Source organism: Paenibacillus hemerocallicola (assembly GCF_006265175.1).
Lineage (GTDB): Bacteria > Bacillota > Bacilli > Paenibacillales > NBRC-103111 > Paenibacillus_AB > Paenibacillus_AB hemerocallicola.
The window spans coordinates 1-26,137 of sequence record NZ_VDCQ01000037.1; the positions used below are offsets into that span (position 1 = coordinate 1).

The following is a 26,137-nucleotide window of genomic DNA, read 5'->3' on the forward strand; positions in this document are numbered from 1 at the left end:
TGGGGTACGTTCAAATCCCAGCAGCTGGATTTCTCCAAGCTGGGCGACCATAACAAAAAATCGATCGAAATTCTCAATAAGGCAGGCTGGAAATAATTATGAGCGTCACCGCTTTACTGCGCAAGCTGAAACGGAATAGCAGCGGCTGGGTCATCCTCAGCGTGATCGGGGCCTTTTTGGCCCTTCTTCCGTCTCTTTATATCCTCATGGGACTGTTTCACAAACCGAACGAGAACTGGGAGCATATCCGGCAGTACATGCTGAAGGATTATGCTCTTCAATCGTTATGGCTCGTTCTGGGCACGGGCACGTTTACCGTCATCATCGGGGTAACGCTGGCCTGGCTCGTGGCGGCCTACGAGTTCCCGTTCAGGCGGTTCCTGGCATGGATGTTCGTAATGCCGCTCGCAATCCCGCCCTATATTGCAGCTTATACGTACGGCTCCATGTTGAGCTATACGGGAAGCGTGCAAGTTTTTATGCGCAATGTGCTGGGTTGGACCCCGGAACAAAAATGGTTCGACGTCATGTCCATGAAGGGCGCTATTTTTATTTTTACGCTTTTTTTGTTTCCTTACGTCTATTTGATTACGAAATCGTTTCTGGAAAAACAGAGCGCTTCGTTCATCGAAAATGCAAGGCTGCTCGGGAAAGGCCCGCTGCACATCTTTTTTCGAGTCGTGCTTCCGATATCTCAGGCGGCAATCGTCGGAGGAGTCAGTCTGGTCGCCTTCGAGGTGCTGAACGATTTCGGGGTAACGAAGCATTTCGGCATCCAATCGTTTACGACCGCCATATTCAAAACATGGTTCGGCATGAGTGACGTCGATTCGGCGATCCGTTTGGCAGCTCTGCTGATGAGTTTTATCATTGGGTTGTTTGTCGTGGAACGGCTGCTGCGAAAGCGGAGGAAATACAGCCCGACCACGGGCAAAACCAGTCCGCTTCAACGGAGAAGGCTGCGGGGGATTCAGGCTTATGCCGCGACTTCGTTCGGTGCGATCATTTTTTTGTTTTCTTTTCTCGTTCCGGTCGTGCAATTGATCGTGTGGGCCCGATGGACGTATAAGGATGTATGGAATGCGAAATTTGTCGGGCTTCTGGTCCATACATTGACCATTTCCGTCGTTTCGATTTTGCTGCTTATGCTGTTTGCGGTTATTATCGCCAACGTTTGCCGGATGCAGCGGTCGGTGTTTGCGCTCGTTCTTTCCAAACTGATCTCCATGGGGTATTCTGTACCAGGGGCTGTTCTTTCCATCGGCGTGCTCGCCGTATTCATTTCGCTCGACCATCGGCTGGGCGGCATGTACGAAAGCTTCGGTTGGGGAGAGAACAAGCTCGTGCTCAGCATGTCGTATGGAATGCTCCTATTCGCTTATGTGATCCGCTTTCTCGCGGTCGGGTTTAATGCCGTGGAGGCCGGATTCGAGAAAACGGGCAACCGGTACACGGAAGCTTCGCGTTTGCTCGGAATGGGTACGACCCGAACGTTTTTTAAAGTCGATTTGCCGTTGGTGAAAGGCGCGGTGATTACCGGATGTATCCTGACGTTTATGGAAATCGTCAAGGAATTGCCGCTTACCTTGCTATTGCGGCCTTTCAATTTCGATACGTTGGCGACGAAAGCTTACCAGTACGCCAGTGACGAGCAAATCCATCAGGCTTCCATACCTTCGCTATTCATAATCGGGGTAGGGATCGTGTCGGTATGGTTTTATCATATGATGGGAGAGAAACAAGCCAAATGACTTTTTTCGAAATGTCCGACGTCACTTTTCAATATCATAGCGGGAACGAGAGCGTGCTGCGCGATTTTGCCCTTACACTCGAGCGGGGAGAGGTCGTGGGCATACTCGGTCAGAGCGGGTCCGGCAAAAGCACGCTGCTGCGGCTCATTTCAGGGCTGGAGGAGCCGCGCTCGGGACGGATCGCGATCAACGGGCGAACGATGGTCGACGCCAATCGTTTCGTAAATCCCGAGCATCGAGGGGTGGGCATGGTGTTTCAGGATTACGCGTTATTTCCCCATATGACCGTCGAACAGAACATCGCATTCGGCTTGCATCGTCTTCCGAAAAAGGATCGGGCCGCAAAAGTAAGCGAGATGCTGGAGCTGGTGCAGCTGCACGATTATCGGAAGCGGTATCCTCACGAGCTGAGCGGCGGTCAGCAGCAGCGTGTCGCATTTGCGCGAGCCTTGGCGCCCGAGCCTGCCATTTTGCTTATGGACGAGCCGTTCAGCAATTTGGATGCCGATCTGAAGGAGAGCATTCGCCAACAATTGAAGCAAATATTGCGAGCGGCGGGCATCACTTCGATACTCGTCACCCACGATGTAGAAGATGCCAACGCCATTTGCGACCGGATAGTCCGAATAGGCTGAGAGTCTACTGTTGCCCCCTTGCGGTACCGGAGGGGGTTATTTTTGTGCCAGCCTACTCTATTCATGAAAGTGAAGCTGCAGCCGGATTCAACCCAAACGGCCGCGATCGACTTTGTTCCGAAGATCGGGTAAGCGGCCTCCGTTTCACCTGTTCCATCGGTTCTGGTATGATAACGGAAGACGTTATCGTTTCTTCAGACGGAGGTAGGCATGGATACGATTACCCATACGTTTTTCGGACTGGCCTTGTACGGGGCGGTCGATAAGGCAGGCATGACGCCGAAGCAGAAGCGGGCGCTGCTGTTTACAACCGTCGCCGGCTCGCAAATCCCAGATATCGATGTCATCTCGGCTTGGTGGGATACGTCGGGACGTTACCAGATGTGGCACAGGGGCATTACGCACTCTCTGCTGATGGTGCCCGTATGGGCCGGCCTTCTTGCGTTGTTTGCGCGCACCGTTTTCCGTCAACGCGGATGGCTTTGGTTTCAAATCGCCCTTATCGCCGTCTTTATCCACGACACGAGCGATATATTCAACGCCTGGGGGACCGGCTATTTCGAGCCTTTATCCGACGTACGGCTAACCTTCGGCACCGTTCCGATCGTGGACCTCGTTTTCTGGGCGATGATGGGGGGAGGCTTGCTTGTCAGCCAATTCGGCCGCGGGCGTTGGTCCTCCCACCGGGTGTTCCGTACCGTCTGGGTGCTAATGGCGCTGCACGTTGCGATTCAGACCGCCCAAGGGATGACCATTTTGCAGCAGGCGAAAGGGGAGTACGAGCAGGTCGCGCTATCCGCGGACTTCGTACCCGGCGTATTCACCGTTATCGGCAAAAAGGACGCGGTCGTGACGCTGCAGAAAGGATCGGTCTGGACGGGACTCGAAAGGATCGCCACGCTGGAATCGAAGGAGGAGGCCGATCTGGATTCCTTATTTGCGGCCAATCCGAAAGCGGCGACGCTTATGCAGTGGGCGCCATTTGTCGTCATTGTGGACAACGGCGAGCGGATCGGCTTATACGACCCCCGATTTTACCGGAACGGGCAATCGTTTCTTTTCGAGTACATGGATCGAAAGTAAAGCAGCAAGGAGCTGACGCGGGTTGAGTCGAACGATCATTTATAATGTTGGAGCCGTATGCATGGACACGGTAGTTTCACCGGCTGTCGTGTGGATCGAGGATGGACGGATCGAACGCGTCGAAGAACGGACCGTCATTCCATCGGAACTGCCGTCGGATTGTGCGGCAATCGACGGTCGGGGTATGCTGCTAATCCCCGGCATGATCGACGTCCATATTCACGGGGCGAACGGGTTCGATATGATGGACGGCACGGAGGATAGCGTCCAGCAGGTGTCGAGGGCGTGCGCGGATAGCGGCTGCACCTCGTTTCTGGCAACGTCGGTAAGCTCAACGATAGAAGATCTGCTCGATATGGTCCGCAGCGTGAAACGGGTCGTCGGGCAGGAGCGGGGCGCGTCAATAGCGGGGATTCATCTGGAAGGCCCTTATTTGAATGTGAAACGGAAAGGAATGCAGAACGAGAAATATTTGCGCCATCCCGATCTGGAAGAGATGAAGTCGATCTTCGCGGAAGCGGGCGGTTTGATCAAAATGGTTACGATCGCTCCGGAGTTGCCGGGCGCAACGGAACTGATCGCGTATTTGCGGGAGAAGGAGGTCGTCATCGCGGTCGCCCATTCGGATGCCACCTACGAGGAGGCCAAAATGGCTTTTGCCCAGGGGGCCAGCCATGTGACGCATTGCTTCAACGGCATGCGACCGATTCATCATCGGGATCCGGGATTGGTCGTGGCGGCGTTCGAAGAGGAGCATGTCAGCCTGCAGGCGATCGTGGACCATGTTCACCTTCACCCCGCGGTCGTCCGCTTGATGTATCGTTTGAAGGGTGCGCATGGAATGGTGTTGATTACGGACGCGCTGCAAGCGATGGGACTGGGCGACGGCAGCTATTCCTTCGGAGGGCACGACGTCCGTGTGGTGGACGGTGTAGCCCGTTTGGCCGACGGCACGCTCGCTTCAAGTACGGTAACGATGAACAAAGCGTTGCGATACTCCGTTGATCTCGGCATCCCGATAACGGATGCGGTGCGGATGGCTGCTACCACGCCTGCGGATATATTAGGACTATCGAATAGTGGACGAATTGCTCCCGGCTGTCGGGCCGATCTCGTTTTATTGAATGAGCGGTATGACGTGCAATGGACGATGATTAACGGGAAGTTGAACTAAGGCTCCTCCAGACTGCCGCCCTCATCCGGTCATGGAACCCGCTACCGGACTCGTCGAGTTGAAATCCCCTTCAGCGCATGAGCGTCGAGGGGGATTTTGTCGTCTCCTTCGGATAAATAGGGCCGGCATATAGACTCGGGCGATCATTTCATCTGCATGCCGGAACAATATGGGTCCAGTACGGCTTGTACAAAATGGGCCTGGTGGCGGTTGTACGGGGCGCAGTGATAGCCCATCATTAATGTGGGAACCTGTATTTCCCAAATTACCGTCAAGGAGGGAATTTGTATGAAGAAGCGTTTGTTCATCGAAGAGCTGGAAGTCCGGCAATCCAGCTCGCCCCTGTTCATTGCCCCGATCGATCCGAATTTGATGGCCACGACGATGGCAGTAGGCGAGGAAGGCGGACCGATCTACACGACGCAAGCGGTCGGGGAAGAGGGGGGACCGATCTATACGACGCAAGCCGTCGGTGAAGAAGGCGGTCCGATTTATACGACGCAGGCGGTTGGTGAAGAAGGCGGATGGCTTAAATAATTGAGCGATCGGAATGACCATTCTTGTGCGCGCTTCAGAGCCGGTGCTTTGAGGCGGGCACTCGTTTTTTAACAGTATGGAATAAATAAGTTTCGGGATCTCCACAAAGCACCTGGAAAAGCATCGGAGCAAAGACCCCACTTTGTGGGGTTACTTTAGGAGGTGCGGATGATGAAGGAAGTATCGGTCGGCATAATTGGTGCCGCCAACGAACGGCATTGCGTTTATTTGTCCCGCGAGCTGGAGCGGCAAGGAGCCCGCCCCGTCATTCTGGACAATTCGCCCAACCTGCCGTTTCCCTTGAGCCAGCATGCGGACGAGAGCTATTACGGCGGAATGCCTTTAAGCGATACCGCGATCTATTATTTGCGGGCGTTGTTCCTACCTACTCCGGCTATCGATACGGAGCCGATCTCCGGACAAATACGGGAGGAGGGGTACGTGGCTTATGCGGCGGAGCGCGAACGGTATGCCGCATGGTTGTCGTGGCTGAAGACGGCCCCTCTGCATAACCGGCATATCGTCAATCCGGTAGATACGCTGCTTCTCCATTTCGCTAAGCCATATCAGCTCGAATGTTTGCGCAAGCGGCATATTCCGGTCCCGGATACGCTGGTGACCGGCGATGCGAATCTGCTGCAGCGGTTCAGCCGCAATCGTCAGGTCGTGTACAAGCCGGTCGCCGGAGGGGCTTTGTGCCGGTTGCTTACGGAGGAGGATAAGGGCGAGGAAAGACTCGAGGCGCTGGCAACGGCGCCGGTGCTTTTCCAGGAATATGTGGCGGGCAGCGATCTGCGCGTATTCGTGCTGGACGGTCGGGTCGTTGCCTCCTTTCTCGTGGAGGGCGAGGGCATCGATTACCGTGCCGGGAAGACGAAGCTGGAGCCTTACGAGCTGCAGCCTGAAATCGCCGATTTGTGCGTACAAGCGTGCGAGACGTTGGGGCTCATATTCAGCGGGGTGGATTTGAAGCTGCGGGTAGACGGTTCCGTCGTGCTGATCGAGTGCAACCCGAGCCCGATGTTCGAAGGCTTCGACCGGGTAAGCCCGGTGCCGATCGTGGAACAGCTCGCCGCCTATTTGATCGATAGCGCCATCCAAGTTCGCAAAACGGAATTTCGGAGTTGAACCGAGAGGCCGATCGCGAGCAAGGGGAAGGGATTCGTAACGTGTCCGCGCACGTATTCCGTATAGGGACGATCCATCACGACAGATTTTGGATCGAACGGCCCGACGGCCGTCTGTTTCAAATCGACGGGCAAGCGAAGTCGGTGCTGGAACGTCTGGCGTCCGGCGCTTCCGCTGCAGTCGTATGCGAAGAGTCCGAACTGGAGCTCGAGGAGCTGGCGATGCTGTTTCAGATTCTCGGAATCGGGACGGATGAATCTTTTGTACTGGAAGGCGATGTTGAACATACAGTCGGAGTCGGGGACGATCCGGCGAATAATGCCGGGATGAGGGCAGCCGTTAGGCAGACGTCGGCTTCGTCCGGTGAAACGACGGAACGCAATTTCGTATTTCCATGGCTGGAATGCCGTTCATTTGCGTGGGTCGTAGCGTCGTTCTTATGCGTAGCTGTCGGATTGCTGGCGTGGTTTACGTACTCTGCGCCTTTGGCGTTTGTTGCAAGTTTTTCCGATCAATGGATCATCGCAGCCGCTTTGACGGTCGCCGTCATTTTACATGAGCTCGGACATCTGCTCGCGATGCCGCGGTCGGGCGGGATATCGGTATCGGTACATTGGTCTGGGCCGCTGCCGGTGTTCAGCATTGTCTGCAACGGGGCGTGGAAGCTGTCGGGACCGCAGCGAGTCCGCATCGATTTGGCCGGGTTCGCGACAGATGTTCTCGTATGCGGAATCGCTGCGGCGATCGGTCTTTTCGACAGCGGCTTATCGCCATGGATATGGACGTTTATTCTGGTGCAAGGCTTTCGCATGGTCTTCGCGATATGGCCGCTATTGCCGGGCGACGGGTACTGGCTGCTCGTCGACCTGTTCTCCGCCCCTAACCTGTGGATGCATGCGGCAGACGATCTCAAGCGGTTGCGACTCAACTGGCTATCGCTTTATGCGCTGCTGCGAATAATGTTTTTGCTGCTTCTCTGGCTGTTGTATGGCTATATGCTATATTTCTGGATCGTATTTTTCCTGTCAAAAACGTGGGACGCGGCGCTTGGGTATATCTTGTATCCGGCTCCGTTACTCATGCTGTTGAATGTGCTTAGTCAGCTATATGGATTAGCGGCCGCGCTGCGGAGGTTTTCCCGAAAAACGGCAAGTCAACGTTCGGAAGAAGCGGGAGCTCTAAATTAGGCGATATGATTTGTCGCTCCCAATCCGTTCATCCAGCCGGCTTCTCGATTATTTAGCGGAGTCGGCCGTTTCCGCTTTCACGGCTTCGATGCGGAACAGCTTGCGGGGCCTGCCTTTCGGAGCGGGGGCTTCCTCCCCGACGATACGGGCCAACCCGCTCCTCTCAAGCTCGGCCAACAGCCGGTTCGCATTGCGCTGCGTCATGTCCAGCCACGAGGCCAGATCGGCTGCGCTAACCGAACGTTTGCCCATCCGGGTCTGCACGGAGACGATTTTGTTGAACGTGGCGGCGGAGACGCCGGCCCGCTTCAACTGCTCGATAACTTCCATGTCGTCGGAACGGTAATGAAACGAGATCGACTCTTGATTCGGAAATGATTCCTGAATCGCTCCGGCTTCATCGGCGATAACGAGACCGCCATCCTCGTGCTTTTCCGTGCGGGACAGAGCCAGGACGGCATTTTGCTCGGCGCCGAAAGCGGTAAGTCCGTATCCGATTCCGAAATGGACCGTACCGCCGGAGAGCAGACGGATTTTTTCGAACAGGAGAGAAGGGGGGAATGCCGTATTCCGCTCTATCGCTCCCCTTGTGGAGAAAATGCTGAATGTCGTACCGCCTGACGGGATGAGAGCCCCGGATATATGCTCGGTATATTGAAGCAGCAATTCCTGCAGCTTCAGATTGAGCCGGTACGTTTCGTAAGCGCTCGTATTTTCTTTGAACACGTTGCGCACTTGCAGGAGAAGTGCGGCGATTTGCGATTGCCGGAAATGGTTCGTTTTTCCCAGTTGCGTTGCCAGACGCAGTGTTTCCCTGATCGACATAACGGTAGGGACGATCCGGAAGACGGCGACTTCCCGCTTGAGCAAATCCTCATAAACGTGTCCGCGATGGGTGATGCAGATGTTTACTTGTCCGGAACGATAGAGTGCTTCATGAAACTCTGCAAGCTCGGCGGACGGGACGTACCCGCTCTTCGGATGGATGACCGGGACGCTTTCGTGCAGCCGAAGCTCGTCCAGCGTTTCCGCGACTTCCGCCTGCGTCAGCGTATCGATGCTGAACCGTTCCGGTATGCCGCCCACGCGTACAGCCTCGAATAACGCTTTCATCAGAGCGGAACCGCTGGATCGGATCATGAGCGCATTGGCCTCGGGAACATGCGCACGACCGATCTCATAGGCGATCCGCCCGGTAAAGAGCCATATGTCGATGCCGCTTTTTTGCTCCTTAACGATATCCGCAACTTCCTCGACGTCCTCGTATACATACGGGATAAGGCTTACCCGATCCTCCCATTCTCGGCCGACATGCCGCACGAGAGCAATCGTATCTGAAGGGCCGACCAGACCGATGACAATATTCATGAATACCTCCGGAAGTCCGTAAATTTAGCGGCATAACGCGTCGACGGCTAATGCCTCTTCGTTCCTATTATGGAGGGCAGCGTCTACAAAAAGCAATCTGCCCCGTATAATCCAATCGATCTAATGCCGGTTTCGGCAGTTTCGGCATTTTCGAATTTGCGATTGACACGCTTGCGAGAGCGATGTTAGTCTTTATATGGAATACATAAAGAAATATTCTTTAAATAGCTGCGTTCAGTTATTTGCTTTAAACACGGCTGAACGGCATGCATCGCCGCGCGGCGGTTCCTGCACGGTTACCGTATCTTTGAACGGGAACGGAGAATGAAATGGACAGCTTCGAACGGAAGCAATGGCTGGCCGATATGATTGCCTGCAGAAGAAAAGTGCATGCCCATCCCGAGCCGGGCTGGCTTGAATACCGGACCGCGGCGCTCGTGGCCGAACGGTTGACCGCGCTTGGCTTCGAGGTGACGACCGGCAAAGGCGCTTGCGCTTCGGAGGCGCGAATGGGCTTGCCCGGTACGGAAACGATTCGTGCGCATGAAGAGAAGGCTCTAAGGCAAGGCGTCGATCCGGATTGGCTCGAGCGGATGAAGGACGGCCATACGGCCGTCGTCGGCGTACTTCGGGGCGCGAGGCCGGGACCGGTCGTCGCCTTGCGATTCGATATGGATTGCGTCGAGGTCGGAGAGAGCGACGATCCGGAGCATTTGCCGAGAAAGCTGGGCTTCTCCTCCGCTCAGCCGGATCTTATGCATGCATGCGGCCATGACGGGCATATCGCTATCGGGCTGGGGACGGCGGAGAAGATTGCCGAACGCGCGAATGAGCTCGCCGGGGAAGTGCGGCTTCTGTTCCAACCTGCGGAGGAAGGCTGCCGAGGCGCGAGGTCGATGGTGGAGGCCGGCTGGCTCGACGGCGTAAACTATTTGCTGTGCGGGCATATCGGTCTCAAGAGCAAAAAGCTCGGAGAAATCGTCGCATCGGTCAGCGGCTTCATGTCCACAGCCAAGATCGACGCTGTGTTTCGCGGCAAAGCCGCTCATGCCGGGGAGTCTCCGGAGCTGGGAAGCAACGCTCTGCTCGCAGCATGCGCGGCCGCGCTGCATCTGCACGGCATAAGCCGTCATGGAGGCGGGGCGACCAGAGTGAATGTCGGGATGCTCGAGGGAGGTACCGGGCGCAATGTCGTACCCGGAGAAGCAAGGATGAAGCTCGAGCTTCGCGGAGAGACGGAGGCGTTGAACGCGTATATGGTCGGAGAGACGAGCCGCATTTTGGAGTCGGCGGCTGCGCTGTACGGCGTATCGTGCGAATGGGAGACGGTCGGCTGCGGCACGAGCGCGGAAGGAGACCGCTCGCTCATTCCGCTGATCGAAAAGGAATGTGCCGGCATGGAAACGGTCGGTACATTCGTCCCTACGCTGCCGTTCGGCGCTTCGGAGGATGCGACCTTCATGCTGCGTAAGGTTCAGGAGCAGGGGGGGCGGGGTGTCTATATGCTGTTCGGCAGCCCGCTGGCCGCAGGCCATCACCACCCTTCGTTCGATTTCGACGAACGGGTGCTCGGGATCGCCGCCGAACTGCTCGTTCGTCTCGTGTTCGCCTGCCCGCAATGGCCCGCGGAAATCGAATTTCCTTGCATAACGAATTAGAAAGGAATGAATCGGCTTGACCCGAATGACGATTGCCGCCACGGGCGACAGCTTTATTACCAGACGTCTGCCGGTCGGGGATGATACGCGTCCCGATTTGGCCGAACTGCTCGGTCGGTCCGACATCCGGTTTACGAATCTGGAAGTGACGGTGCACCGGATGGAAGGGTTCCCGGCCGCACAAAGCGGAGGCACATGGGCCGTAGCCGACCCGTCCGTACTGGACGATTTGCGCCAATACGGCTTCAATGCGCTTGCCTGGGCGAACAACCATACACTGGATTATTCATATGGCGGGCTCGAGGCGACGAGACGATACCTGGACCGGTACGACTGGGTGCATGCGGGTGTCGGGCAAAATTTGGCCGAAGCGGGCGGCATCAAATACATGGAATTTCAAGGGGGAAGAGCGGCGCTTATCGCGGCTACCTCGACCTTTCACGAATCATGGCGTGCGGGAGAGCAGCGAACGGACGGAATCGGCAGACCAGGGGTCAACCCGCTCCGGTATGTGACCACATATCGCATATCGGAAGAGCAAATGACCCGAATGAAAGCGATTGCGGATTCGACTGGCATTAACGACGAGCACGATATGCTTGCCAAGGAAGGATTCGCCGTCGGCGATCCGGACGTCATGCTGTTCGGCGGACATCGTTTCTCCGTCGGCGAGGAGGAGGGGGCGACGACCAAGCCGCATCCGGCCGATATGTCCCGAATACTCGGCGCAATCGGCCATGCGAGACGGCAAGCCGACTACGTAATCGTCAGTATCCACTCCCATGAAATGAAGGATGGGCGCAAAGACGCTCCTGCCGATTTCCTCCGGGAGTTTGCCAGAGGCTGCATCGACGAAGGGGCGCATGCCGTTATCGGCCACGGGCCGCATATTATTCGCGGGGTGGAACTGTACAAGAACAGACCGATCTTGTACAGCCTGGGCAATTTTATTTTCCAGAACGATTCCGTCGAACGCTTACCTTCCGATTATTACGAGAAATACGGCCTGAGTCACTCGCATCATACGGCTGATGCGCTCGATGCCCGCAGCGCCGGCGATACGCGCGGATTGGGCGCCAACCCGGACGTATGGACGTCCGTCGTCGCGTCACTCTCCTTCGAAGGCGGCGATTTGAAGGGAATGGACTTTCATCCGATTTCCCTCGGTTATGGAACGCCCCGATACCGCCGAGGTTGGCCGAGGCTGACGAACGATACTGGCGTATTGCGCAAGCTGCAGAGCTTGAGCCGGGAGCTCGGAACCGAATTGCTTATCGAAGGAGCGCAAGCCTGTTGGAGAGCCCGATCATAATTACGTTCCATGAAACGGAGGTATTCGAATGCTGAAATGCGGAATGGCCGAACTGGAAATTACGCCCCCACTCGGCAGCTCCATGCCTGGATATACGGCGGAAAGAAAATCCGAAGGAATCCGCGATCCGCTGTACGCCAAAGCGTTGGTCGTCGAGTCGGAAGAGACGGTGCTGGCTTTCATCGCGATCGATGCGCTATATATTCCGGGTCGCGAGGCGGACCGGATTCGCGAACGGCTGCTTGCGTATACGGGCATCCCGGTAGAGCGAACGATGGTGTCCGCCACGCATACGCACACGGGCGCGCCGGTGCGCATAGGACTGGACGGAAGCCGCCACGACGAATATTTGGCCTATATGGCCGACAGGGCGGCCGATGCCGCGATCGTCGCCTACAACGGACGGAAGCCGGCGCGCCTAGGCTGGGGAACCGGACATGTGGGGGAGGTGTCGTTCAATCGCCGCTACTGGATGAAGGACGGGCAGCTGAGAACAAATCCGGGTTTTCTGAATCCGGAGATCGATCGACCCGCCGGTCCGATCGACCCGGAGGTGTCCGTCCTGCGTATCGACGATCTGGACGGACGGGCGATGGGGGTTGTGGCGAGCTTCGCTTGCCATACGGATACGGTCGGGGGGAGCTCTTACAGCGGCGACTATCCGGCCGTCCTGTCGGCAACGCTGAAGGAATCGTTGGGAGAGCATGCCGTCAGCGTATTTCTGCTCGGAGCATGCGGGGACATTAACCATACCGATACGAGCAAGGCGAAGCCGGCGGATCGGAGCATCACGCGGGAAATCGGCTTGCGTCTGGCCGGAGAGGTGCTCCGGGTACGCGAGGAGACGGAGACCGTTACGGAGGCGAGAGCTGGCGCCGTCCGCGACTTCATCTCGATGGGGCTGCGCGAAGCGAGTCCGCGGGAGATCGAGCAGGCGCAAAAAGTGCTGGCCGACAGCAGGGTCGTCGGAGCGGAGCGCTTCTTCGCCGAACAAATCATGAAAGTGGCGGAGCTGGCCGGGGGAGAAGCGCAGCTGGAGGTTCAGGCGATGCGACTTGGCGATTTGGCGTTCGTCGGTCTGCCCGGTGAAATATTCGTGGAACTGGGGCTTTCGGTAAAACGCGCTTCCCCTTACGCACATACGGTCGTCAATACGCTGTGCAACGGCTCGATCTACGGCTACGTCTGCACCGAAGCAGCCTATACGCAGGGCGGCTATGAACCTCGATTGAAAGTATTCAACCGCATAACCCCGGGGACGGGGGAGCGTCTGGCGAAGAGCGCAGAAGCATTGCTGCAAGGGCTTTTGGAATCTTCTTCTATTCCTGGGCAATAAATGGAAATGATTTGGCTGTTGAAAAAGTCAAAAAGAGAGATTTGTCATACAAAAGGTGGGGGAAGTGTGCGGAAAGCGAAGCGGTTGACTTTAAAATCGTGTTGTAACCGTTTGAATCTTAAAAACAACACGATTTTAACGGATGCGGAGCGCATTCCCCCACCTCTTGTCTCCGGCGCTTCCTCTTTGCAGACTTTTGCAACAGCTTCAAATTATACAGCTAAAAACGGCATCGTAGGTAAGCAGCTTTGATTAACTGGAGAACCTCCATCTATTCCATTGTCATAACGTCGATCGAGGCCGAAGTGTACGATATAACTGGACTTTTTCCAGCTATCGGACAAAAATATGCCGTCATCCAGAAAATAGCTGCATATTTTCCATTTGAGATCGGCAGGGATCGCCGATGCCCACAGGATCATATCCCATACTGCCAGACGTGTTATTTTATGCCTTCCTCCATGGGCAATATTAGCCATTATCTGGTTGGCTTCCGTCACGTCTGATGGTATTATGGCAATATCTCCTACATAGAAAAGAGGATTCATCCCGATGATCGATCATATCGTACTAGTCAAATTCGGAGAGTCGACGACACGCGAGCAGCTTGAGGAAGTCGTATCCCGGTTCAAGGCGCTCAGAGCCCACTTGACCGGAATCGTCGACCTGCAGGCCGGTCTTAACTTCTCGGACAAAAACCAAGGGTATCAGGTTGCTCTGTCGGTACGTTTCGAGGACCGGGCCGCGCTGGAAGCTTACGGGCCGAATCCGCACCATCAAGCCGTCGCGGCCTTTATCCGGGAATCCGGCAGAGTCGACAGCATTGTCGTCGATTTTGAAAGTTAGGATTGCGTATTTATGCAACAAAAGGAAGACGGCGCTCGCGGACAATCCGCAGAGCGCTTTCTTTTTCGGCAAGCGCCCCCTTATCCGGCAGAATGCATACGAAAGTTACATGGTAGGGGGGCGAAACGATAATGAGTTCGAAGCGGTGTTTGTTTTGCGACAAAGTCGTTCCAATACGACCGAAGGGCGAGTACGATTGCTACGTCGGCTGCAGCTGCGCGCCCGAAGGCTCTTACAATCTGCTTAGAGACAGCTACGAGCACTTTGTCTTGTTGTCTTATCAAATCAAACGGCAAATGTTCCCGATCATTTCCGGGTATATCAGGGAATTGACCGATAATGAAGAGGCGGTCGCCCTGTCTGTGGAAGACATCGAAGCGATCCGGAATTCCCCGCGCATACCGGCGACGGTCGAGCAGAAGGAAAGCCTGATGCTGAAATATTTATTCAGACGATCCGACAAGCCGTTCGATCCCGTCGTCCTGGGTCCGCTGGCCGATCATTGCAATTTGACTTATTCTCCGAGTATGCAGGAGCTGGTATACATTATCGAGAAGCTTAGGGACGAGAAGCTTCTCGAGCGGATCGGCACGACCTTCAAGCTTACGGAGAAAGGATGGTCGGCAGCCAAGGAGAAATCGAACGGAAAACGGTCCAAGCCGTGCTTCGTCATGATCCCCGAGCAGGCCGGTATCCGTGAATCCTGGTCGGAGAAGGTGATTCCGGCAATCGAGCGGTTCGGCTACGCTCCCCACGTATTCGAACCGTCGAAGTGGAAAAAAGTGGACGACAGCACGATCCGGCTCATCTCGGAAAGCAAGCTGTTTATCGCGGACTTGTCCGGGCAATGTCCGGAAGTGTATTTCGCCGGCGGCTTGGCGCTAGGGATGGAGATTCCGGTCATTTGCTCCGTCAAAAGGGAGTATACGGATGCGTTGCCCGTAATGTCCATGCAATTTCGTCCGATAGGATGGGAAAACGCAGATGAATTGGCCGAATTGATGCAGCAGCGACTGCGCGCGTAACGCTCTGCACATTTTGCGGATGCAGCATTTCATAGGAAAAGCCCCGCGTTACGGAAACATCCGGAAGCGGGGCTTTTTGCTTTTCTCGAATTTCCTTTACAAGCAATCCTTTTACAAAAAGGGAAAATATGCATAGCCATCGAATACATTAAGCGAGTAGCCAGTTAAAACGTTTCATCGATAGTAGGGCGTATCAATAGCCGATATATTACGGGAGGAGATGGGCGGACTGCACAACCGGGAAACGGATTGGGGCAAAGTGCTCAGGTGGGTTATCGTGCTGCCGATGTTTGTCTTTACGCTTGTTTTTTTGAAAGTGTTTTTTATCGGGCCGTTTAACTACTTGGTGGGTGGAATCATTCCGCAAAGAAGCGACATGTGGTTTATAGTCGATCGATTTTACAGAGATTGTTTCTGTATGGGCTTCGCTATTTACGTGAGCTGTATGACGGCGACTTCAAGAAGAGTAACAATTTCCATCGTCTATATGATTTTGGTATTGGCGATGCTCCCCAGACAGATGGAAATTGTAATGGATAGTCAACCGTTCGCGGTGACGGAATGGAAAATGACGTACTGGACTGTCGTATATGTGGCAAGCGGCGTCTTACCGCTGATGATTATGCTGGGAATCAAGTACTGGCCGAAATTATTCGCCCGGAAAGACGCGACGGAGCCGGGATCAATCGTGCAATGATTTAAATCTGTTCGCAGCTGTAACACTATAGCGAACTTAAACTTTACGAACATTCATATTGACCCGGATCGCCGTCCCGGGTCTATTTGCGTTTTTCCTCGCACACTCCTCATTCGTACCTGTACTCCACCACATAGTAGTTGAGCAACTTCGCATCGTATTCGATCACTCGGGGAACATCATCTCAGCGATTCATTTGCCGTGCGGCAGGTTAATGGAAAAGAAGATTAATCGTTTTATAACAAATTTGTGTCGGTTTCGGTCGGTTTCGGTTACTTGCCGGTTACAATCCGTGTAAGCCTTATCATTCAAGTTGGAAGGGGGGATCGTATGATACGGTTTCATCAGGTCAACAAACATTACGGGCATTTCCATGTGCTCAAAGACATTAATTTGACCGTCCATTCCGGCGAGGTCGTCGTCGTAATCGGACCGTCCGGCTCCGGCAAAAGCACGCTCGTTCGTTGCATCAACCGGCTGGAAGCGATTACGGACGGGGAATTGATCGTGGACGGCATCCGCTTGAACGACAAGAAGACCGATATCAACCAGATCCGGCGCAATATCGGTATGGTGTTCCAGCATTTCAATCTGTATCCGCATATGTCCGTGTTGAAAAATATTACGCTCGCCCCGATCAAGGTGGCGAACATGTCGGAGAAGGAAGCGCGCGAGACCGCGATGCTCTATCTTGACAAAGTGGGCATTTCGGGCAAGGCGGACGCTTACCCGTGGCAGCTGTCCGGCGGTCAGCAGCAGCGCGTCGCGATCGCGCGGGGACTCGCCATGAAGCCGAAAATCATGCTGTTCGACGAACCGACCTCCGCGCTCGATCCGGAAACGATCGGAGAAGTTTTGGACGTGATGAAAACGCTTGCTCTGGAAGGGATGACGATGGTCGTCGTCACCCACGAAATGGGCTTCGCCCGGGAAGTGGCCGATCGCGTCGTATTTATGGACCAAGGACGGATAGTAGAAGACGCGGTTCCCGCCGAATTTTTTGCCGAACCGAAACAGGAGAGGGCGCAATTGTTTTTAAGCCGCGTACTGAATCATTGATTTTACGAAAACGATACGGGAAAAGGGGAGATTTGACATGAATAGGATGAAAACGTTGACCGGTCTGACGCTAACCGCGGTTATGGCCGTATCTTTGGTCGCTTGCGCGGGAGGCACGAAATCCGCCGGACAGGATCCGAAGCAAGGCTCGCAGCCGGCGGTCGGCTCGGTCGAGCAAATCAAGGCGCGCGGCAAGCTGGTCGCCGGCGTGAAATACGACCTGAACCTGTTCGGTTTGAAAGATCCGGCTTCGGGCAAAGTGGAAGGGTTCGATATCGATCTGACCAAGGCGATCGCGAAAAAAATATTCGGCGACGAGAATAAGCTCGAGCTGAAGGAAGTTACGTCCAAAACCCGCATCCCGATGCTGAAAAACGGCGAAATCGACATGATTGTCGCAACGATGACGATCACCGAGGACCGCAAGAAGGAAATCGACTTTTCCGACGTTTATTTCATGGCAGGTCAATCGCTCCTTGTCAAAAAGGATAGCAAAATTAACGGCTTGGCCGATTTGACCAAGGGCACGAAGGTCGTAACCGCAAAAGGCTCGACTTCGACAACCAACATTCGCGAGAAATCTCCGGGTACGCAAGTGCTGGAGTTCGAGAACTACGCGGAAGCGTTCACCGCGATGAAAGCGGGGCAAGGCGACGCTTTGACGACGGATAATGCGCTTCTGTACGGCATGGCGAAGCAGGATCCGAACTACCGCGTCGTGAATGAAACGTTCACCGAGGAGCCATATGGAATCGGCATGCGCAAAAACGAAGACGATCTCGTCAAGCTGGTCAACTCCGTGCTGAAGGAAATGAAAGAAAACGGTGAATATGACAAGCTGTACGAGAAATGGATCGGCGAAAAACCGAAAAAATAATTCGAGCCGGCGGGGTGGGCGAAACGCGTCCATCCCGTTCTTGTTCCAGGAAAGGAGGAGCCGGGATGATCGATATATCCATCTTGTCAGACCATTGGGGCCAATTTTTGGAAGGATTCGCGAATACGATCAAAGCAAGCGTGCTCGCATTGATCGGCAGCTTCCTTCTGGGTGCCGTTTTTGCGGTGTTCCGCATAGCGCCGGTCAAGGTGCTTAATGCAGTCGGAGCGGTGTACGTGGAATTTATAAGAAATATTCCGCTCATCGTCATCGTATTTTTCATGTTCGTAGGGCTGCCCGCGATCGGCATCTTGTTGGATCCGTTTACGGCGGGGACGGTAGGCTTGACGATTTATACCGCCGCATTCATCGCCGAGACGATTCGGGCCGGCATCCAGTCCGTCCCCAAGGGACAAATGGAAGCGGGACGTTCGGCCGGATTCGGCTACGTACAGGTCATGCGTTACATCATTTTGCCGCAAGCCGTGAAAATCGTCATTCCGCCGCTCGGCAACCAGTTTTTGAATCTGATCAAAAACTCGTCCGTATTGGGCGTCATCGCGGGGCTTGATTTGATGTATTACGGCGATTTGATATCGGCGTCGACATTCGTCACCTTCGATGTTTACATTTTCGTCGCATTGTTTTACTTGGCATTGACTATCCCGCTCGGCTTCGGACTCCGCTACTTGGAGCGCCGGATGGCCCGGGCGCGTTGAGGAGGGGATTCCTGTGGATTTTGCCGGCGCGTATGCTCCCTCTCATTTGAAATTTTTGCTGCAAGGCTTGTGGGTGACGCTGGAGGTAGCGTTGGTGTCGATCGTGCTCAGCTTTATTATCGGGACATTGATCGGAATAATACGCTATTGGAAAATACCCGTTCTATCGCAGGTGACGGGATTTATGGTCGAGACGATCCGGAACCTGCCCCTGTTGCTGATCATCTTCTTCACCTATTTCGCCTTGCCGGAAGTCGGGATTAAAATGAGCAAAATGAATGCGGCGATCGTGGCGCTGGTCATCTTCGAATCGGCGATGCTTGCGGAAATCGTCCGCAGCGGCTTGAACTCCATCGATAAAGGTCAAATCGAAGCGGCGCGTTCCTCGGGCTTGTCCGCTGCGCAGACGATGCGGTTCGTCATACTGCCCCAAGGGCTGCGCCGAATGGTTCCTCCGATCGTAAGCCAATTCATCTCGCTGCTGAAGGATACGTCTCTTGCCGTCGTCATTGCGCTGCCGGAGCTGATGAATCACGCGCAAATCATAAACGGACGCAACGTAAACTATGTCATTCCGACCTTTATTATGATAGCCTTGATGTACTTCGTCGTTAACTATGCGTTGTCCATCTTGTCCAAGAAGCTGGAAAACAAGCACGTGTGACCGGATTGAAAGAGATCTCCATTTCTTGGGCAACCTAGAGACGTTGATCTCTTTTGATTTCGGCATATCCGTGTCTAGCGTTCGCTGCCGGCTTCGCCATAGTAAAGCTCGGGAGGGGACCGAAATCGTCATGTCGGATCGAATGCGTATATTGATTGTTATTTTGCTGAGTACGGCATTGCTCGGAGAAGTGAAGCTGAACCCGTTCGGAGACTCGTTCCGGTTCTCGCTCGGAATCGTAGCTTATTTTTTCGGTCTGCTCTGGTTTTCCGTGCCGGTACTGTCGACAGGGCTGCTGACGGGCGCGTTCGTAGTCTTGTTCCGTATCGGCATGGATGCGATAGGCGGCGAAGCGAATCTTTTGTCCAGCTTCCTGCACCATGTGCCGACCTTCGGCTTTTATTTGGCATTCGCGCTTTCCGTCAAGCTGCTGCACATTCGCCGTCGTGCCGAATTTCCGATAAGGGTCGGGTTGATCGGCGCGGCGGCGGACATCATATCGAACAGCGCAGAGCTCGTGATCCGTTTCGCGCTGCTCGAATCGGCTCCGTTTTCATGGCAGAGTCTGCTTCTGATCGGCATAACCGGCGTGCTTCGCAGCTTCTTCGTGGTAGGGCTGTACAATATGCTGTCCATTCGCCAAGTGCGAGAGCTGGGGGAATGGCGAAAGCTGGAGCTGGAGAGGCTCATTCTGCTGAATTCCAGCCTGTATGAAGAGTCGTTTTATATGCGCAAAGTGATGTCCCACGTCGAGAAGCTGACCCGCGAAAGCTACAGGCTGTATAAGAAGCTGATGGAGCAGCGGCTGCCGGAGCATAGCGAAGCGCTGCAGGTGGCGGAGAACGTGCATGAGCTGAAAAAAGATTTGCAGCGCATCGTAACCGGTCTGTCGAAGCTGATGAAGCCTACGAAGGCCGGGGACCGTCTCGGTATAGCCGAGCTTTGCGGTTTGGCCGTTCAAGCGAATGAAAAGTATGCGGAGGCAATCGGCAAACCGATCGTTTTTCGACTTCATGCCGACGTCCAGTTGTACACGAATCAAACCTATGCGCTGCTGTCCATCCTGAACAACTTATTGACGAACGCCGTGGAAGCGATTGCAGATCAGGGGATAATCACAGTCGAGGCGGAGCTTGAGGCAGAACTGCTGCTGTTTCGGGTAACGGATAACGGGCCTGGCATTTCCGAGCTGGAGAAGGAATGGGTATTCGAACCGGGATATACGACCAAATTCAATCCCGAGGGCTACTTTTCCACTGGAATCGGCTTGACGCATGCGCGGGACATAGCCCGGTCAATGGGCGGAACGCTCAGCTTGTGTCCGTCGCAGCACGGCACCCGGTTCGAGCTCCAGCTCCCGATCGGGCAGCTGATAAGAAGGGGGGAATATGACGAAGATGAAGCTGTACCTGATTGACGACGATGCCGCCGTACGGAAAATGCTGGAGCGTATCATATCGGATGGAGAAGTGGGCGAAGTCGTGGGCGAGGCGGCGGACGGCTTGCATGTGACGGCCGGCCAATTGACCGATACGGATACGGTGCTGATCGATTTGCTGATGCCCGGACGGGACGGGATCGAGACGATCAAGGCGCTGCGGAAGGAAGGGTACGCCGGCACGTTCGTCATGATCTCGCAGGTCGAGCACAAGGAACTGGTCGGGGAAGCTTACCAGGAAGGGGTCGACACTTTTATCCGGAAGCCGATCAACCGGTATGAAGTATTGTCGGTGCTAAAAAGAGTAGCTCATCACCTGAGCCTCGTACGCTCGATCGACTCGATCCGCCATTCGCTCAGCGCTCTGGGCGGCGGTGCAGCGTCCGGACCCGTTCAGCGCGAGCAAAAGCCTACTCTGGAGGAAAGAGCTCGTACGCTCATGCTGCAGCTGGGCATCGCCGGGGAGGCCGGGGCTGGAGATTTGCTCGGCCTCGTTCGCTGGCTCGAGGAAGAGGAGCGCCGCAGCGGACCTCTTCGCGAGCTGCCTCCGCTTAAGGAATTATACGTTCAAGTGCTGCGCAAGGAAAAAGATTATGGACCCGGACAGCTTACGGACCGGGAAGTTCGGGCTTTGGAGCAGCGGATGCGCCGCATGGTGCTGCAGACGCTCACCCATTTGTCCTCGCTCGGGCTGACCGACTACGCCAACCCCATATTCGAACACTACGCCTCGCGGTTGTTCGAATTTCAAGAAGTTCGTACGCGCATGCGGGAGCTGGAGCAAGACATGGAAGGGACGAACAGCAAGGCGAACGTTAAAAAGTTTCTTCAATCTTTTTTTCTCGAATTGAAGCAAAGCTGATTAGCCGGCGTAAACGGCTATGTCCGCAATACGGCCCCGGATTCATCGACTGCCCGAGAGGCATTGACGATCCGGAGCCGCTTTTTTTGTTGCGATGGTTTATTCGTGCCCGGGTGTGCCATTTTCTTTTTTTCTTGATTCCGGTTGCCGACTGGATCATAATTTAAATTTATACATAGTGTTTGAGAGTCATTATCCATCCATTCCTATTGAAGTAAAGGAGACGCAGATGCAGCTGCCTCAATGCTTGGACCCGCAATCGTTCGAGGAATTGAACCGGCATGTATTGGAGACGATGCGAACCGTATCCGCCTCGGCCGCCTCGACCTATGTCATCCATAACGGTCTAGTAATAAACGAGTGGTACTCCGGCCATCACGAACATGCGGAGGAAAGTCGTCCCGTAGATGCGGAGTCCCGATTCAACGTCGCCTCGATCCGCAAAACGTATTTGGGCTGGGCCGTGAGCCTTGCCTTGTACGAAAGTAAAATCAACAGCTTGAACGATCCGATCGGCGACTATCTGGATGATTTGGACGAAAATATATTGGATCGGACGTCGATACGTCATTTGTTAACGCATACGCACGGATTGCAAGGCTCGAATAAACGGATTTTTCCGCCGGGCACGGGTTGGAAATATAACAATTCGGGCGTTAATCTGCTGGTCAGGCTCATCCGGAAGGTGTATGGTCATTCGCTTGCCGAAGTGTTGGAGAACACGGTTTTCGCACCTTGCGGATTTATGGAGACAGGCTGGACCAAGGAGCGGAGCGACAAGCTGGTTTGGCTGAGCGAAACCTACGCGGGGAATCGAGGCGGGGAAGCGAATCTGTTCGTCAGTACGCGGGAGCTGGCGTTTTGGGGATATTTGCATTTGATGAAAGGCATGTATGACGGCCGACAATTGCTCCCGGCCCCCGTATTCGAACAAGCCGTTTCCATCGTTACTCCGGCTCAGCTTGACGACAGCTTGCCCCGGAACGGATTTTTCTGGTGGGTTCAGGATACGCCCCGCCATTCGTCGGAGCTTGGAACGCTTCTTCCCGAAGGCTCGTATCAGTCTTTGGGGCTATATGGAAATGCCTTGATCGTTATTCCCGAGTACGAGGCCGTAGCCGTTAGAATGTTGAATCAAACCGGGCCGAATCCTCCGGGATTCGATTATATCCGGGACATCCAACAATTCGGAAATATCGTTTCTTCGACGATTAGGAGGTTCGCATAAAAGGAAAAACGTGCCAGCGTGTCGAATCCGTCACCATGACATTTGCCGGCCGGCTGAGGCGAATGGCGCATACTTTCTCCATGCGAAGGAGTGAGCGGACATGATCACGATCGGATTGGCATCGATCCGCCATCAGGAATCGATCTCGAAAGGCTTGCAAAAAATCGAGGAAATGCTGCTTAAGTGTCAGGAGCAAAACGTCGATATCGTCTGTTTTCCCGAAGCGTACTTGCCGGGCTTGAGAGGCACCGATGTGCAGCTTCCGCCGCCGGATCAACGGGAGTTGGAGCAAGCTTTGCTCTCTTTGCAAAGCTTTTGCAAGCTCTATGCTACGATGGCAATCGTAGGTATGGAGTGGATTACGGAATTAGGGCTGCACAACCGGGCATACGTCATCTCCGGGACCGGTGAAGTATTGGGTTATCAAACGAAAAATCAATTGCCGCCGGGAGGGGAGTCGGAGCATTACGTGCCGGACGGGAGCAGGATGATGTTCTCGGTCAAAGGGGTCCCGTTCGGAATCGCGATTTGTCACGAAGCGTGGAGGTACCCCGAAACCGTTCGATGGGCGGCGACGAGGGGAGCGCAGATCGTGTTTCAGCCGCAATGGACGGGGAGACATACAGGTCGCGTGCCGTTAACGGAATGGGGAACTTCCTTTTTCGAGAAGGCGATGATTTGCCGCGCCGGAGAAAATAACGTTTATTTCGCCAGCGTCAACGTAACGATGGACTATCAGACCTCGGCGACCTCTCTGATTGACCCGCAAGGCAGGCTGATGCAATATATCCCGTACGGCAAGGAAGAACTTCTAGTAAGCGAGATAGATCCCGCCAAAGCGACGAGATTGTTTGCAACGCGATTCGATCCGTCGCAGCTGCCCGGATAGATGCTTGTAGTACGCATAGCACGCTGGCGCAATCGTGAAGTTATCTCAGTTCCAAGGAGGAATTAGTAACCATGACGAATCAAATCCCGCTAGTTTCGCGCATTGCCGGCGTCGAAATTCCGGTATCGGATTTGCGAGCGGCGGTCGAATGGTATGACCGGGTATTGGGCTTAAAAGTAATCGGCGACTTCCAAGAGTCGTGGAAGGAGGCCATGTTGCAGTTTGCGCATAGACCGGACGGAGTCCCGGGCATTTATTTGGTGCAGACCGATTCATCGGAGCGGCTCAAATTTCACAATACGAATTATGGCTATACGCAGAGCATCATCGACTTCTATTCCGACGATTTGCCCGCCTTCCACCGTCATCTGAAAACGCACGGAGTAACGACCAATCGGGATGTCGTTCAGCTAAGTGCGGGGGAAATAAGCGGCTTCGGCTTCTTCGATCCGGACGGCAACTCATTGGGGGCGACCAATGTTGTATTTGCAGGGAAATAAAGTGGTCAGGCAGGTGGAACGATGTGAGCCAAGTCGAGAAAATCAGCGGGGAGCTCGCGAAAATCACGGTGAAGCAGCCGATGCAAGGGGATGTAAACGCATACGTTTTCCGTAACGAGCAAGTGACGCTTATCGATTGCGGTCACCCTTCTCCCGATTCGCAGGCCGAATTATTGTCGGGCTTGCTCCAACTGGGGCTCAAACCGGAGGATATCGATCAAATCGTGTTGACGCACCGACATATCGATCATGTAGGAGGAATCGTCTGCGAATACGACTATTTTGATCGCGCGAAGGTAGTCGCTCCAGTCGGTCCGCTAGAGCCGATTATCCGACTGGACGCCTTGGAAAGGGTCAAATCCTGCATACCGCAACAGCATATTAACGAAGTAATCGACGACGTGCTGTATGATGCGCTCCGATCCTATTATTCTTACGCCAAGCCGGTACGCGTGGACTCTCAGGTTCGGGAAGGGGACAAGATCGATATCGGCGGCGAACAACTGACCGTTATGGAAACTCCGGGTCATAGCATCGATCATATTTCGTTGCTTCATGAGGAAAGCGGCTACCTTATTGGCGGGGACGTGCTGTTGCTCCATGGACCTCCGATGATTCAATCTCTGGATTCGTATACAAAAAGTATGGAAAAAATAAAGAACTGTGGTGCCGGGTTCGTATACCCGGGTCACGGAAAAGAAATTCATAACATACACGAAGCGGTCGCCCTAACGCTTGACAGACTCGCGGCAACGGATCAAAAAATATTGGACGCGTTGAAACGCAGTATACATACGCCATTTTCGTTGGCTTTGGAATTCACCGGAGGTAAAACTCATAAGGGTATCCGATTTTTCTTGGAAGTCGTACTGGCCCACTTGGAAAGAATGAACGCAAAAAATGAAATTGAACTCATTTACGACAACGATAAGATCGATCGAGCCATATACCGGTTATGAATGAAAGTAAACAATCGAGCGGAGGGAATAGGTTCATGTTCGAGCATCTCGTATCTTTTAAATTTAACGAAACGTACACGGCCGATAAAGAAAAAGCTTTGTTGGACATGCTGATGACGTTTAAAGAACGGATCCCGGGGATCGTCGAATTGACGGCGGGCGTCAATGTGACGGAAGAGGTCGATAACATTCACGGGTACACGTTGGGGCTGCGCGTGACGTTCCGGGACCAGGAAGCGCTACGTCAATACGGCCCGCATCCGGTACATCAGCAGTTCGTCAAAATGCTTGACGGAATGTTGGAGAATGTCGTAGTAATCGACTATCCGATAAGCCGTACCTAGTGGCGACAAAGAGAATGCCGCACAATCGATATTGAATTATTATGCATGCAATTGTATATTAATACCATTCGATTCAGCCTGAAGGATGGTGCCTATGTACAAGCATATGGAAGAGATGACTTTAAATACATGGCCGGCATTGGAAACGGTTCTGCGAAAAGGCTGGATTGTCCGATATGCCGACGGCTATACGAAAAGAGCAAATTCGGTAAGCCCGCTCTACGGAACTGGCTTATTCGACGCCGATGAAGTGGAGGAGCTAATTCGAGTTTGCGAGAGCTGCTATCGTCAGCGCGGACTGGATACCGTCTTCAAATTGACGCCCTTTGTTGTACCCGATAATTTGGACCGTCTTTTGGATGAAAAAGGTTACCGCGTCGTTGACGAATCCAGTGTCCGGCTTCTCCATTTGGATAATGTTCCGAAGCCTGCGGTGGCCGCAAAGCGGCAGGAAGCGCTTAACGACGAATGGTTGTATAATATGGCGAGATTAAATCGCCTATCCGACAAGAACATGAAGATCACGAGACAAATGCTTGGCCGCTCCACTTTGCCGAAAGGCTTCTTCACGTTATACGAGGAAGATATTCCGGTTGCCTGCGGGTTGGGCGTCATTCAGGATGAATACGTATGTCTGTACGATATCGTAACCGACGCCGGCTACCGAAGAAGAGGCTTCGGAGAGCAGCTGGTACTGAATATTTTGGATTGGGGAAAATCGATCGGGGCGCACTATTCCTTATTGCAAGTCGTGCAGCAAAACGAGGCGGCCGTCCATTTGTACGACAAGCTGGGTTATATAGAGATATATAAATATTGGTACAGGGCGAAGCCGAATCGGACCTGATCACCCGGGGCGGG

At 54.2% G+C, this 26,137-nt stretch carries 27 protein-coding genes; 25 read left to right on the plus strand and 2 right to left on the minus strand.

Features of this window, described 5'->3' with window-relative positions:
* Positions 1-98 precede the first annotated feature (98 nt).
* The 7 genes from FE784_RS23230 to FE784_RS23260 all read left to right on the plus strand — a co-directional run bounded on the left by FE784_RS23230 (position 99) and on the right by FE784_RS23260 (position 7,495).
* Positions 99-1,751 (plus strand): ABC transporter permease, encoded by a 1,653-nt coding sequence (locus tag FE784_RS23230; protein WP_139604648.1) that lies wholly within the window; start codon positions 99-101, stop codon positions 1,749-1,751.
* The gene (locus FE784_RS23235) at positions 1,748-2,386 is read left to right on the plus strand and encodes an ABC transporter ATP-binding protein (protein ID WP_139604649.1); all 639 of its coding nucleotides are present in this window, start codon (positions 1,748-1,750) and stop codon (positions 2,384-2,386) included. The genes FE784_RS23230 and FE784_RS23235 overlap by 4 nt, the downstream gene beginning before the upstream one ends.
* Before the next feature lie 210 nt (positions 2,387-2,596).
* The gene (locus FE784_RS23240; protein ID WP_139604650.1) at positions 2,597-3,469 is read left to right on the plus strand and encodes a metal-dependent hydrolase; all 873 of its coding nucleotides are present in this window, start codon (positions 2,597-2,599) and stop codon (positions 3,467-3,469) included.
* Between the two features lie 61 nt (positions 3,470-3,530).
* Positions 3,531-4,643: an N-acetylglucosamine-6-phosphate deacetylase gene (nagA, locus tag FE784_RS23245; RefSeq protein ID WP_139604731.1), complete on the plus strand. Its 1,113-nt coding sequence runs from the start codon at positions 3,531-3,533 to the stop codon at positions 4,641-4,643.
* 288 nt (positions 4,644-4,931) lie between these two features.
* Positions 4,932-5,180: a hypothetical protein gene (locus FE784_RS23250; RefSeq protein ID WP_139604651.1), complete on the plus strand. Its 249-nt coding sequence runs from the start codon at positions 4,932-4,934 to the stop codon at positions 5,178-5,180.
* A 168-nt stretch (positions 5,181-5,348) separates the two neighbouring features.
* A complete protein-coding gene (locus tag FE784_RS23255; protein WP_139604652.1) occupies positions 5,349-6,308 on the plus strand; it encodes an ATP-grasp domain-containing protein in 960 nt (319 codons plus the stop codon).
* On the plus strand, positions 6,305-7,495 hold the full coding sequence (locus FE784_RS23260; protein ID WP_139604653.1) for a zinc metalloprotease: 1,191 nt from the start codon (positions 6,305-6,307) through the stop codon (positions 7,493-7,495). Before FE784_RS23255 ends, FE784_RS23260 begins: the two co-directional genes overlap by 4 nt.
* Positions 7,496-7,543: 48 nt before the next feature.
* Here FE784_RS23260 and FE784_RS23265 read toward each other — a convergent pair whose 3' ends face one another.
* Complete coding sequence (locus tag FE784_RS23265; protein ID WP_139604654.1) at positions 7,544-8,863, minus strand: hypothetical protein; 1,320 nt, start codon at positions 8,861-8,863, stop codon at positions 7,544-7,546.
* A 329-nt stretch (positions 8,864-9,192) separates the two neighbouring features.
* On the opposite strand from FE784_RS23265, the gene FE784_RS23270 reads away from it, so the two are divergent.
* Genes FE784_RS23270 through FE784_RS23280 form a run of 3 tightly spaced genes read left to right on the plus strand, consistent with a single transcriptional unit; the run spans position 9,193 to position 13,169 of the window.
* Entirely contained in the window at positions 9,193-10,521 is a 1,329-nt protein-coding gene (locus FE784_RS23270; protein WP_139604655.1) for an amidohydrolase, read from the plus strand.
* A gap of 25 nt (positions 10,522-10,546) precedes the next feature.
* Positions 10,547-11,833 carry a CapA family protein gene (locus tag FE784_RS23275; protein WP_246132144.1) on the plus strand — a complete coding sequence of 429 codons (1,287 nt, stop codon included), beginning with the start codon at positions 10,547-10,549 and terminating at the stop codon, positions 11,831-11,833.
* 28 nt (positions 11,834-11,861) lie between these two features.
* Positions 11,862-13,169, plus strand: a complete 1,308-nt coding sequence (locus FE784_RS23280) for a neutral/alkaline non-lysosomal ceramidase N-terminal domain-containing protein (protein WP_139604657.1) — start codon at positions 11,862-11,864, stop codon at positions 13,167-13,169.
* Positions 13,170-13,381: 212 nt separating this feature from the next.
* On the opposite strand, the gene FE784_RS23285 is transcribed toward FE784_RS23280, so the two are convergent.
* Positions 13,382-13,648 (minus strand): hypothetical protein, encoded by a 267-nt coding sequence (locus FE784_RS23285; protein WP_139604658.1) that lies wholly within the window; start codon positions 13,646-13,648, stop codon positions 13,382-13,384.
* A gap of 73 nt (positions 13,649-13,721) precedes the next feature.
* Here FE784_RS23285 and FE784_RS23290 point away from each other — a divergent pair, with 73 nt between their 5' ends.
* The 15 genes from FE784_RS23290 (at position 13,722) to FE784_RS23360 (ending at position 26,123) form a co-directional block, all read left to right on the plus strand.
* Positions 13,722-14,015, plus strand: a complete 294-nt coding sequence (locus tag FE784_RS23290; RefSeq protein WP_139604659.1) for a Dabb family protein — start codon at positions 13,722-13,724, stop codon at positions 14,013-14,015.
* Between the two features lie 131 nt (positions 14,016-14,146).
* Positions 14,147-15,040, plus strand: coding sequence for a hypothetical protein (locus FE784_RS23295; protein ID WP_139604660.1), 894 nt, complete (start codon positions 14,147-14,149; stop codon positions 15,038-15,040).
* 220 nt (positions 15,041-15,260) lie between these two features.
* Positions 15,261-15,737 (plus strand): hypothetical protein, encoded by a 477-nt coding sequence (locus tag FE784_RS23300; protein WP_139604661.1) that lies wholly within the window; start codon positions 15,261-15,263, stop codon positions 15,735-15,737.
* Between the two features lie 330 nt (positions 15,738-16,067).
* Entirely contained in the window at positions 16,068-16,796 is a 729-nt protein-coding gene (locus FE784_RS23305; RefSeq protein WP_139604662.1) for an amino acid ABC transporter ATP-binding protein, read from the plus strand.
* A 37-nt stretch (positions 16,797-16,833) separates the two neighbouring features.
* Entirely contained in the window at positions 16,834-17,673 is an 840-nt protein-coding gene (locus tag FE784_RS23310; RefSeq protein WP_139604663.1) for a glutamate ABC transporter substrate-binding protein, read from the plus strand.
* A 65-nt stretch (positions 17,674-17,738) separates the two neighbouring features.
* Positions 17,739-18,392 (plus strand): amino acid ABC transporter permease, encoded by a 654-nt coding sequence (locus tag FE784_RS23315; RefSeq protein WP_139604664.1) that lies wholly within the window; start codon positions 17,739-17,741, stop codon positions 18,390-18,392.
* A 13-nt stretch (positions 18,393-18,405) separates the two neighbouring features.
* The gene (locus FE784_RS23320) at positions 18,406-19,056 is read left to right on the plus strand and encodes an amino acid ABC transporter permease (protein ID WP_139604665.1); all 651 of its coding nucleotides are present in this window, start codon (positions 18,406-18,408) and stop codon (positions 19,054-19,056) included.
* A 130-nt stretch (positions 19,057-19,186) separates the two neighbouring features.
* Positions 19,187-20,473 (plus strand): ATP-binding protein, encoded by a 1,287-nt coding sequence (locus FE784_RS23325; RefSeq protein WP_139604666.1) that lies wholly within the window; start codon positions 19,187-19,189, stop codon positions 20,471-20,473.
* Complete coding sequence (locus FE784_RS23330) at positions 20,454-21,356, plus strand: response regulator (protein WP_139604732.1); 903 nt, start codon at positions 20,454-20,456, stop codon at positions 21,354-21,356. The genes FE784_RS23325 and FE784_RS23330 overlap by 20 nt, the downstream gene beginning before the upstream one ends.
* Before the next feature lie 229 nt (positions 21,357-21,585).
* On the plus strand, positions 21,586-22,584 hold the full coding sequence (locus FE784_RS23335; protein ID WP_139604667.1) for a serine hydrolase domain-containing protein: 999 nt from the start codon (positions 21,586-21,588) through the stop codon (positions 22,582-22,584).
* 100 nt (positions 22,585-22,684) lie between these two features.
* On the plus strand, positions 22,685-23,473 hold the full coding sequence (locus FE784_RS23340) for a carbon-nitrogen hydrolase family protein (RefSeq protein WP_139604668.1): 789 nt from the start codon (positions 22,685-22,687) through the stop codon (positions 23,471-23,473).
* Between the two features lie 71 nt (positions 23,474-23,544).
* Positions 23,545-23,973 (plus strand): VOC family protein, encoded by a 429-nt coding sequence (locus tag FE784_RS23345; protein WP_139604669.1) that lies wholly within the window; start codon positions 23,545-23,547, stop codon positions 23,971-23,973.
* A gap of 23 nt (positions 23,974-23,996) precedes the next feature.
* On the plus strand, positions 23,997-24,932 hold the full coding sequence (locus tag FE784_RS23350; RefSeq protein WP_139604670.1) for an MBL fold metallo-hydrolase: 936 nt from the start codon (positions 23,997-23,999) through the stop codon (positions 24,930-24,932).
* A gap of 35 nt (positions 24,933-24,967) precedes the next feature.
* Positions 24,968-25,276 (plus strand): Dabb family protein, encoded by a 309-nt coding sequence (locus FE784_RS23355; RefSeq protein WP_139604671.1) that lies wholly within the window; start codon positions 24,968-24,970, stop codon positions 25,274-25,276.
* Between the two features lie 94 nt (positions 25,277-25,370).
* Complete coding sequence (locus FE784_RS23360; RefSeq protein ID WP_176706453.1) at positions 25,371-26,123, plus strand: GNAT family N-acetyltransferase; 753 nt, start codon at positions 25,371-25,373, stop codon at positions 26,121-26,123.
* Positions 26,124-26,137 lie beyond the last annotated feature (14 nt).

Excerpts from the sequence above, each read along its gene's own strand:
- FE784_RS23230 (WP_139604648.1), top strand. The coding sequence starts at position 99 with ATGAGCGTCACCGCTTTACTGCGCAAGCTGAAACGGAATAGCAGCGGC.
- FE784_RS23235 (WP_139604649.1), top strand. The coding sequence starts at position 1,748 with ATGACTTTTTTCGAAATGTCCGACGTCACTTTTCAATATCATAGCGGG.
- FE784_RS23240 (WP_139604650.1), top strand. The coding sequence starts at position 2,597 with ATGGATACGATTACCCATACGTTTTTCGGACTGGCCTTGTACGGGGCG.
- nagA (WP_139604731.1), top strand. The coding sequence starts at position 3,531 with ATGGACACGGTAGTTTCACCGGCTGTCGTGTGGATCGAGGATGGACGG.
- FE784_RS23250 (WP_139604651.1), top strand. The coding sequence starts at position 4,932 with ATGAAGAAGCGTTTGTTCATCGAAGAGCTGGAAGTCCGGCAATCCAGC.
- FE784_RS23255 (WP_139604652.1), top strand. The coding sequence starts at position 5,349 with ATGATGAAGGAAGTATCGGTCGGCATAATTGGTGCCGCCAACGAACGG.
- FE784_RS23265 (WP_139604654.1), bottom strand. The coding sequence starts at position 8,863 with ATGAATATTGTCATCGGTCTGGTCGGCCCTTCAGATACGATTGCTCTC.
- FE784_RS23270 (WP_139604655.1), top strand. The coding sequence starts at position 9,193 with ATGGACAGCTTCGAACGGAAGCAATGGCTGGCCGATATGATTGCCTGC.
- FE784_RS23275 (WP_246132144.1), top strand. The coding sequence starts at position 10,547 with ATGACGATTGCCGCCACGGGCGACAGCTTTATTACCAGACGTCTGCCG.
- FE784_RS23280 (WP_139604657.1), top strand. The coding sequence starts at position 11,862 with ATGCTGAAATGCGGAATGGCCGAACTGGAAATTACGCCCCCACTCGGC.
- FE784_RS23285 (WP_139604658.1), bottom strand. The coding sequence starts at position 13,648 with ATGGCTAATATTGCCCATGGAGGAAGGCATAAAATAACACGTCTGGCA.
- FE784_RS23290 (WP_139604659.1), top strand. The coding sequence starts at position 13,722 with ATGATCGATCATATCGTACTAGTCAAATTCGGAGAGTCGACGACACGC.
- FE784_RS23295 (WP_139604660.1), top strand. The coding sequence starts at position 14,147 with ATGAGTTCGAAGCGGTGTTTGTTTTGCGACAAAGTCGTTCCAATACGA.
- FE784_RS23300 (WP_139604661.1), top strand. The coding sequence starts at position 15,261 with ATGGGCGGACTGCACAACCGGGAAACGGATTGGGGCAAAGTGCTCAGG.
- FE784_RS23305 (WP_139604662.1), top strand. The coding sequence starts at position 16,068 with ATGATACGGTTTCATCAGGTCAACAAACATTACGGGCATTTCCATGTG.
- FE784_RS23310 (WP_139604663.1), top strand. The coding sequence starts at position 16,834 with ATGAATAGGATGAAAACGTTGACCGGTCTGACGCTAACCGCGGTTATG.
- FE784_RS23315 (WP_139604664.1), top strand. The coding sequence starts at position 17,739 with ATGATCGATATATCCATCTTGTCAGACCATTGGGGCCAATTTTTGGAA.
- FE784_RS23325 (WP_139604666.1), top strand. The coding sequence starts at position 19,187 with ATGTCGGATCGAATGCGTATATTGATTGTTATTTTGCTGAGTACGGCA.
- FE784_RS23330 (WP_139604732.1), top strand. The coding sequence starts at position 20,454 with ATGAAGCTGTACCTGATTGACGACGATGCCGCCGTACGGAAAATGCTG.
- FE784_RS23335 (WP_139604667.1), top strand. The coding sequence starts at position 21,586 with ATGCAGCTGCCTCAATGCTTGGACCCGCAATCGTTCGAGGAATTGAAC.
- FE784_RS23340 (WP_139604668.1), top strand. The coding sequence starts at position 22,685 with ATGATCACGATCGGATTGGCATCGATCCGCCATCAGGAATCGATCTCG.
- FE784_RS23345 (WP_139604669.1), top strand. The coding sequence starts at position 23,545 with ATGACGAATCAAATCCCGCTAGTTTCGCGCATTGCCGGCGTCGAAATT.
- FE784_RS23355 (WP_139604671.1), top strand. The coding sequence starts at position 24,968 with ATGTTCGAGCATCTCGTATCTTTTAAATTTAACGAAACGTACACGGCC.
- FE784_RS23360 (WP_176706453.1), top strand. The coding sequence starts at position 25,371 with ATGTACAAGCATATGGAAGAGATGACTTTAAATACATGGCCGGCATTG.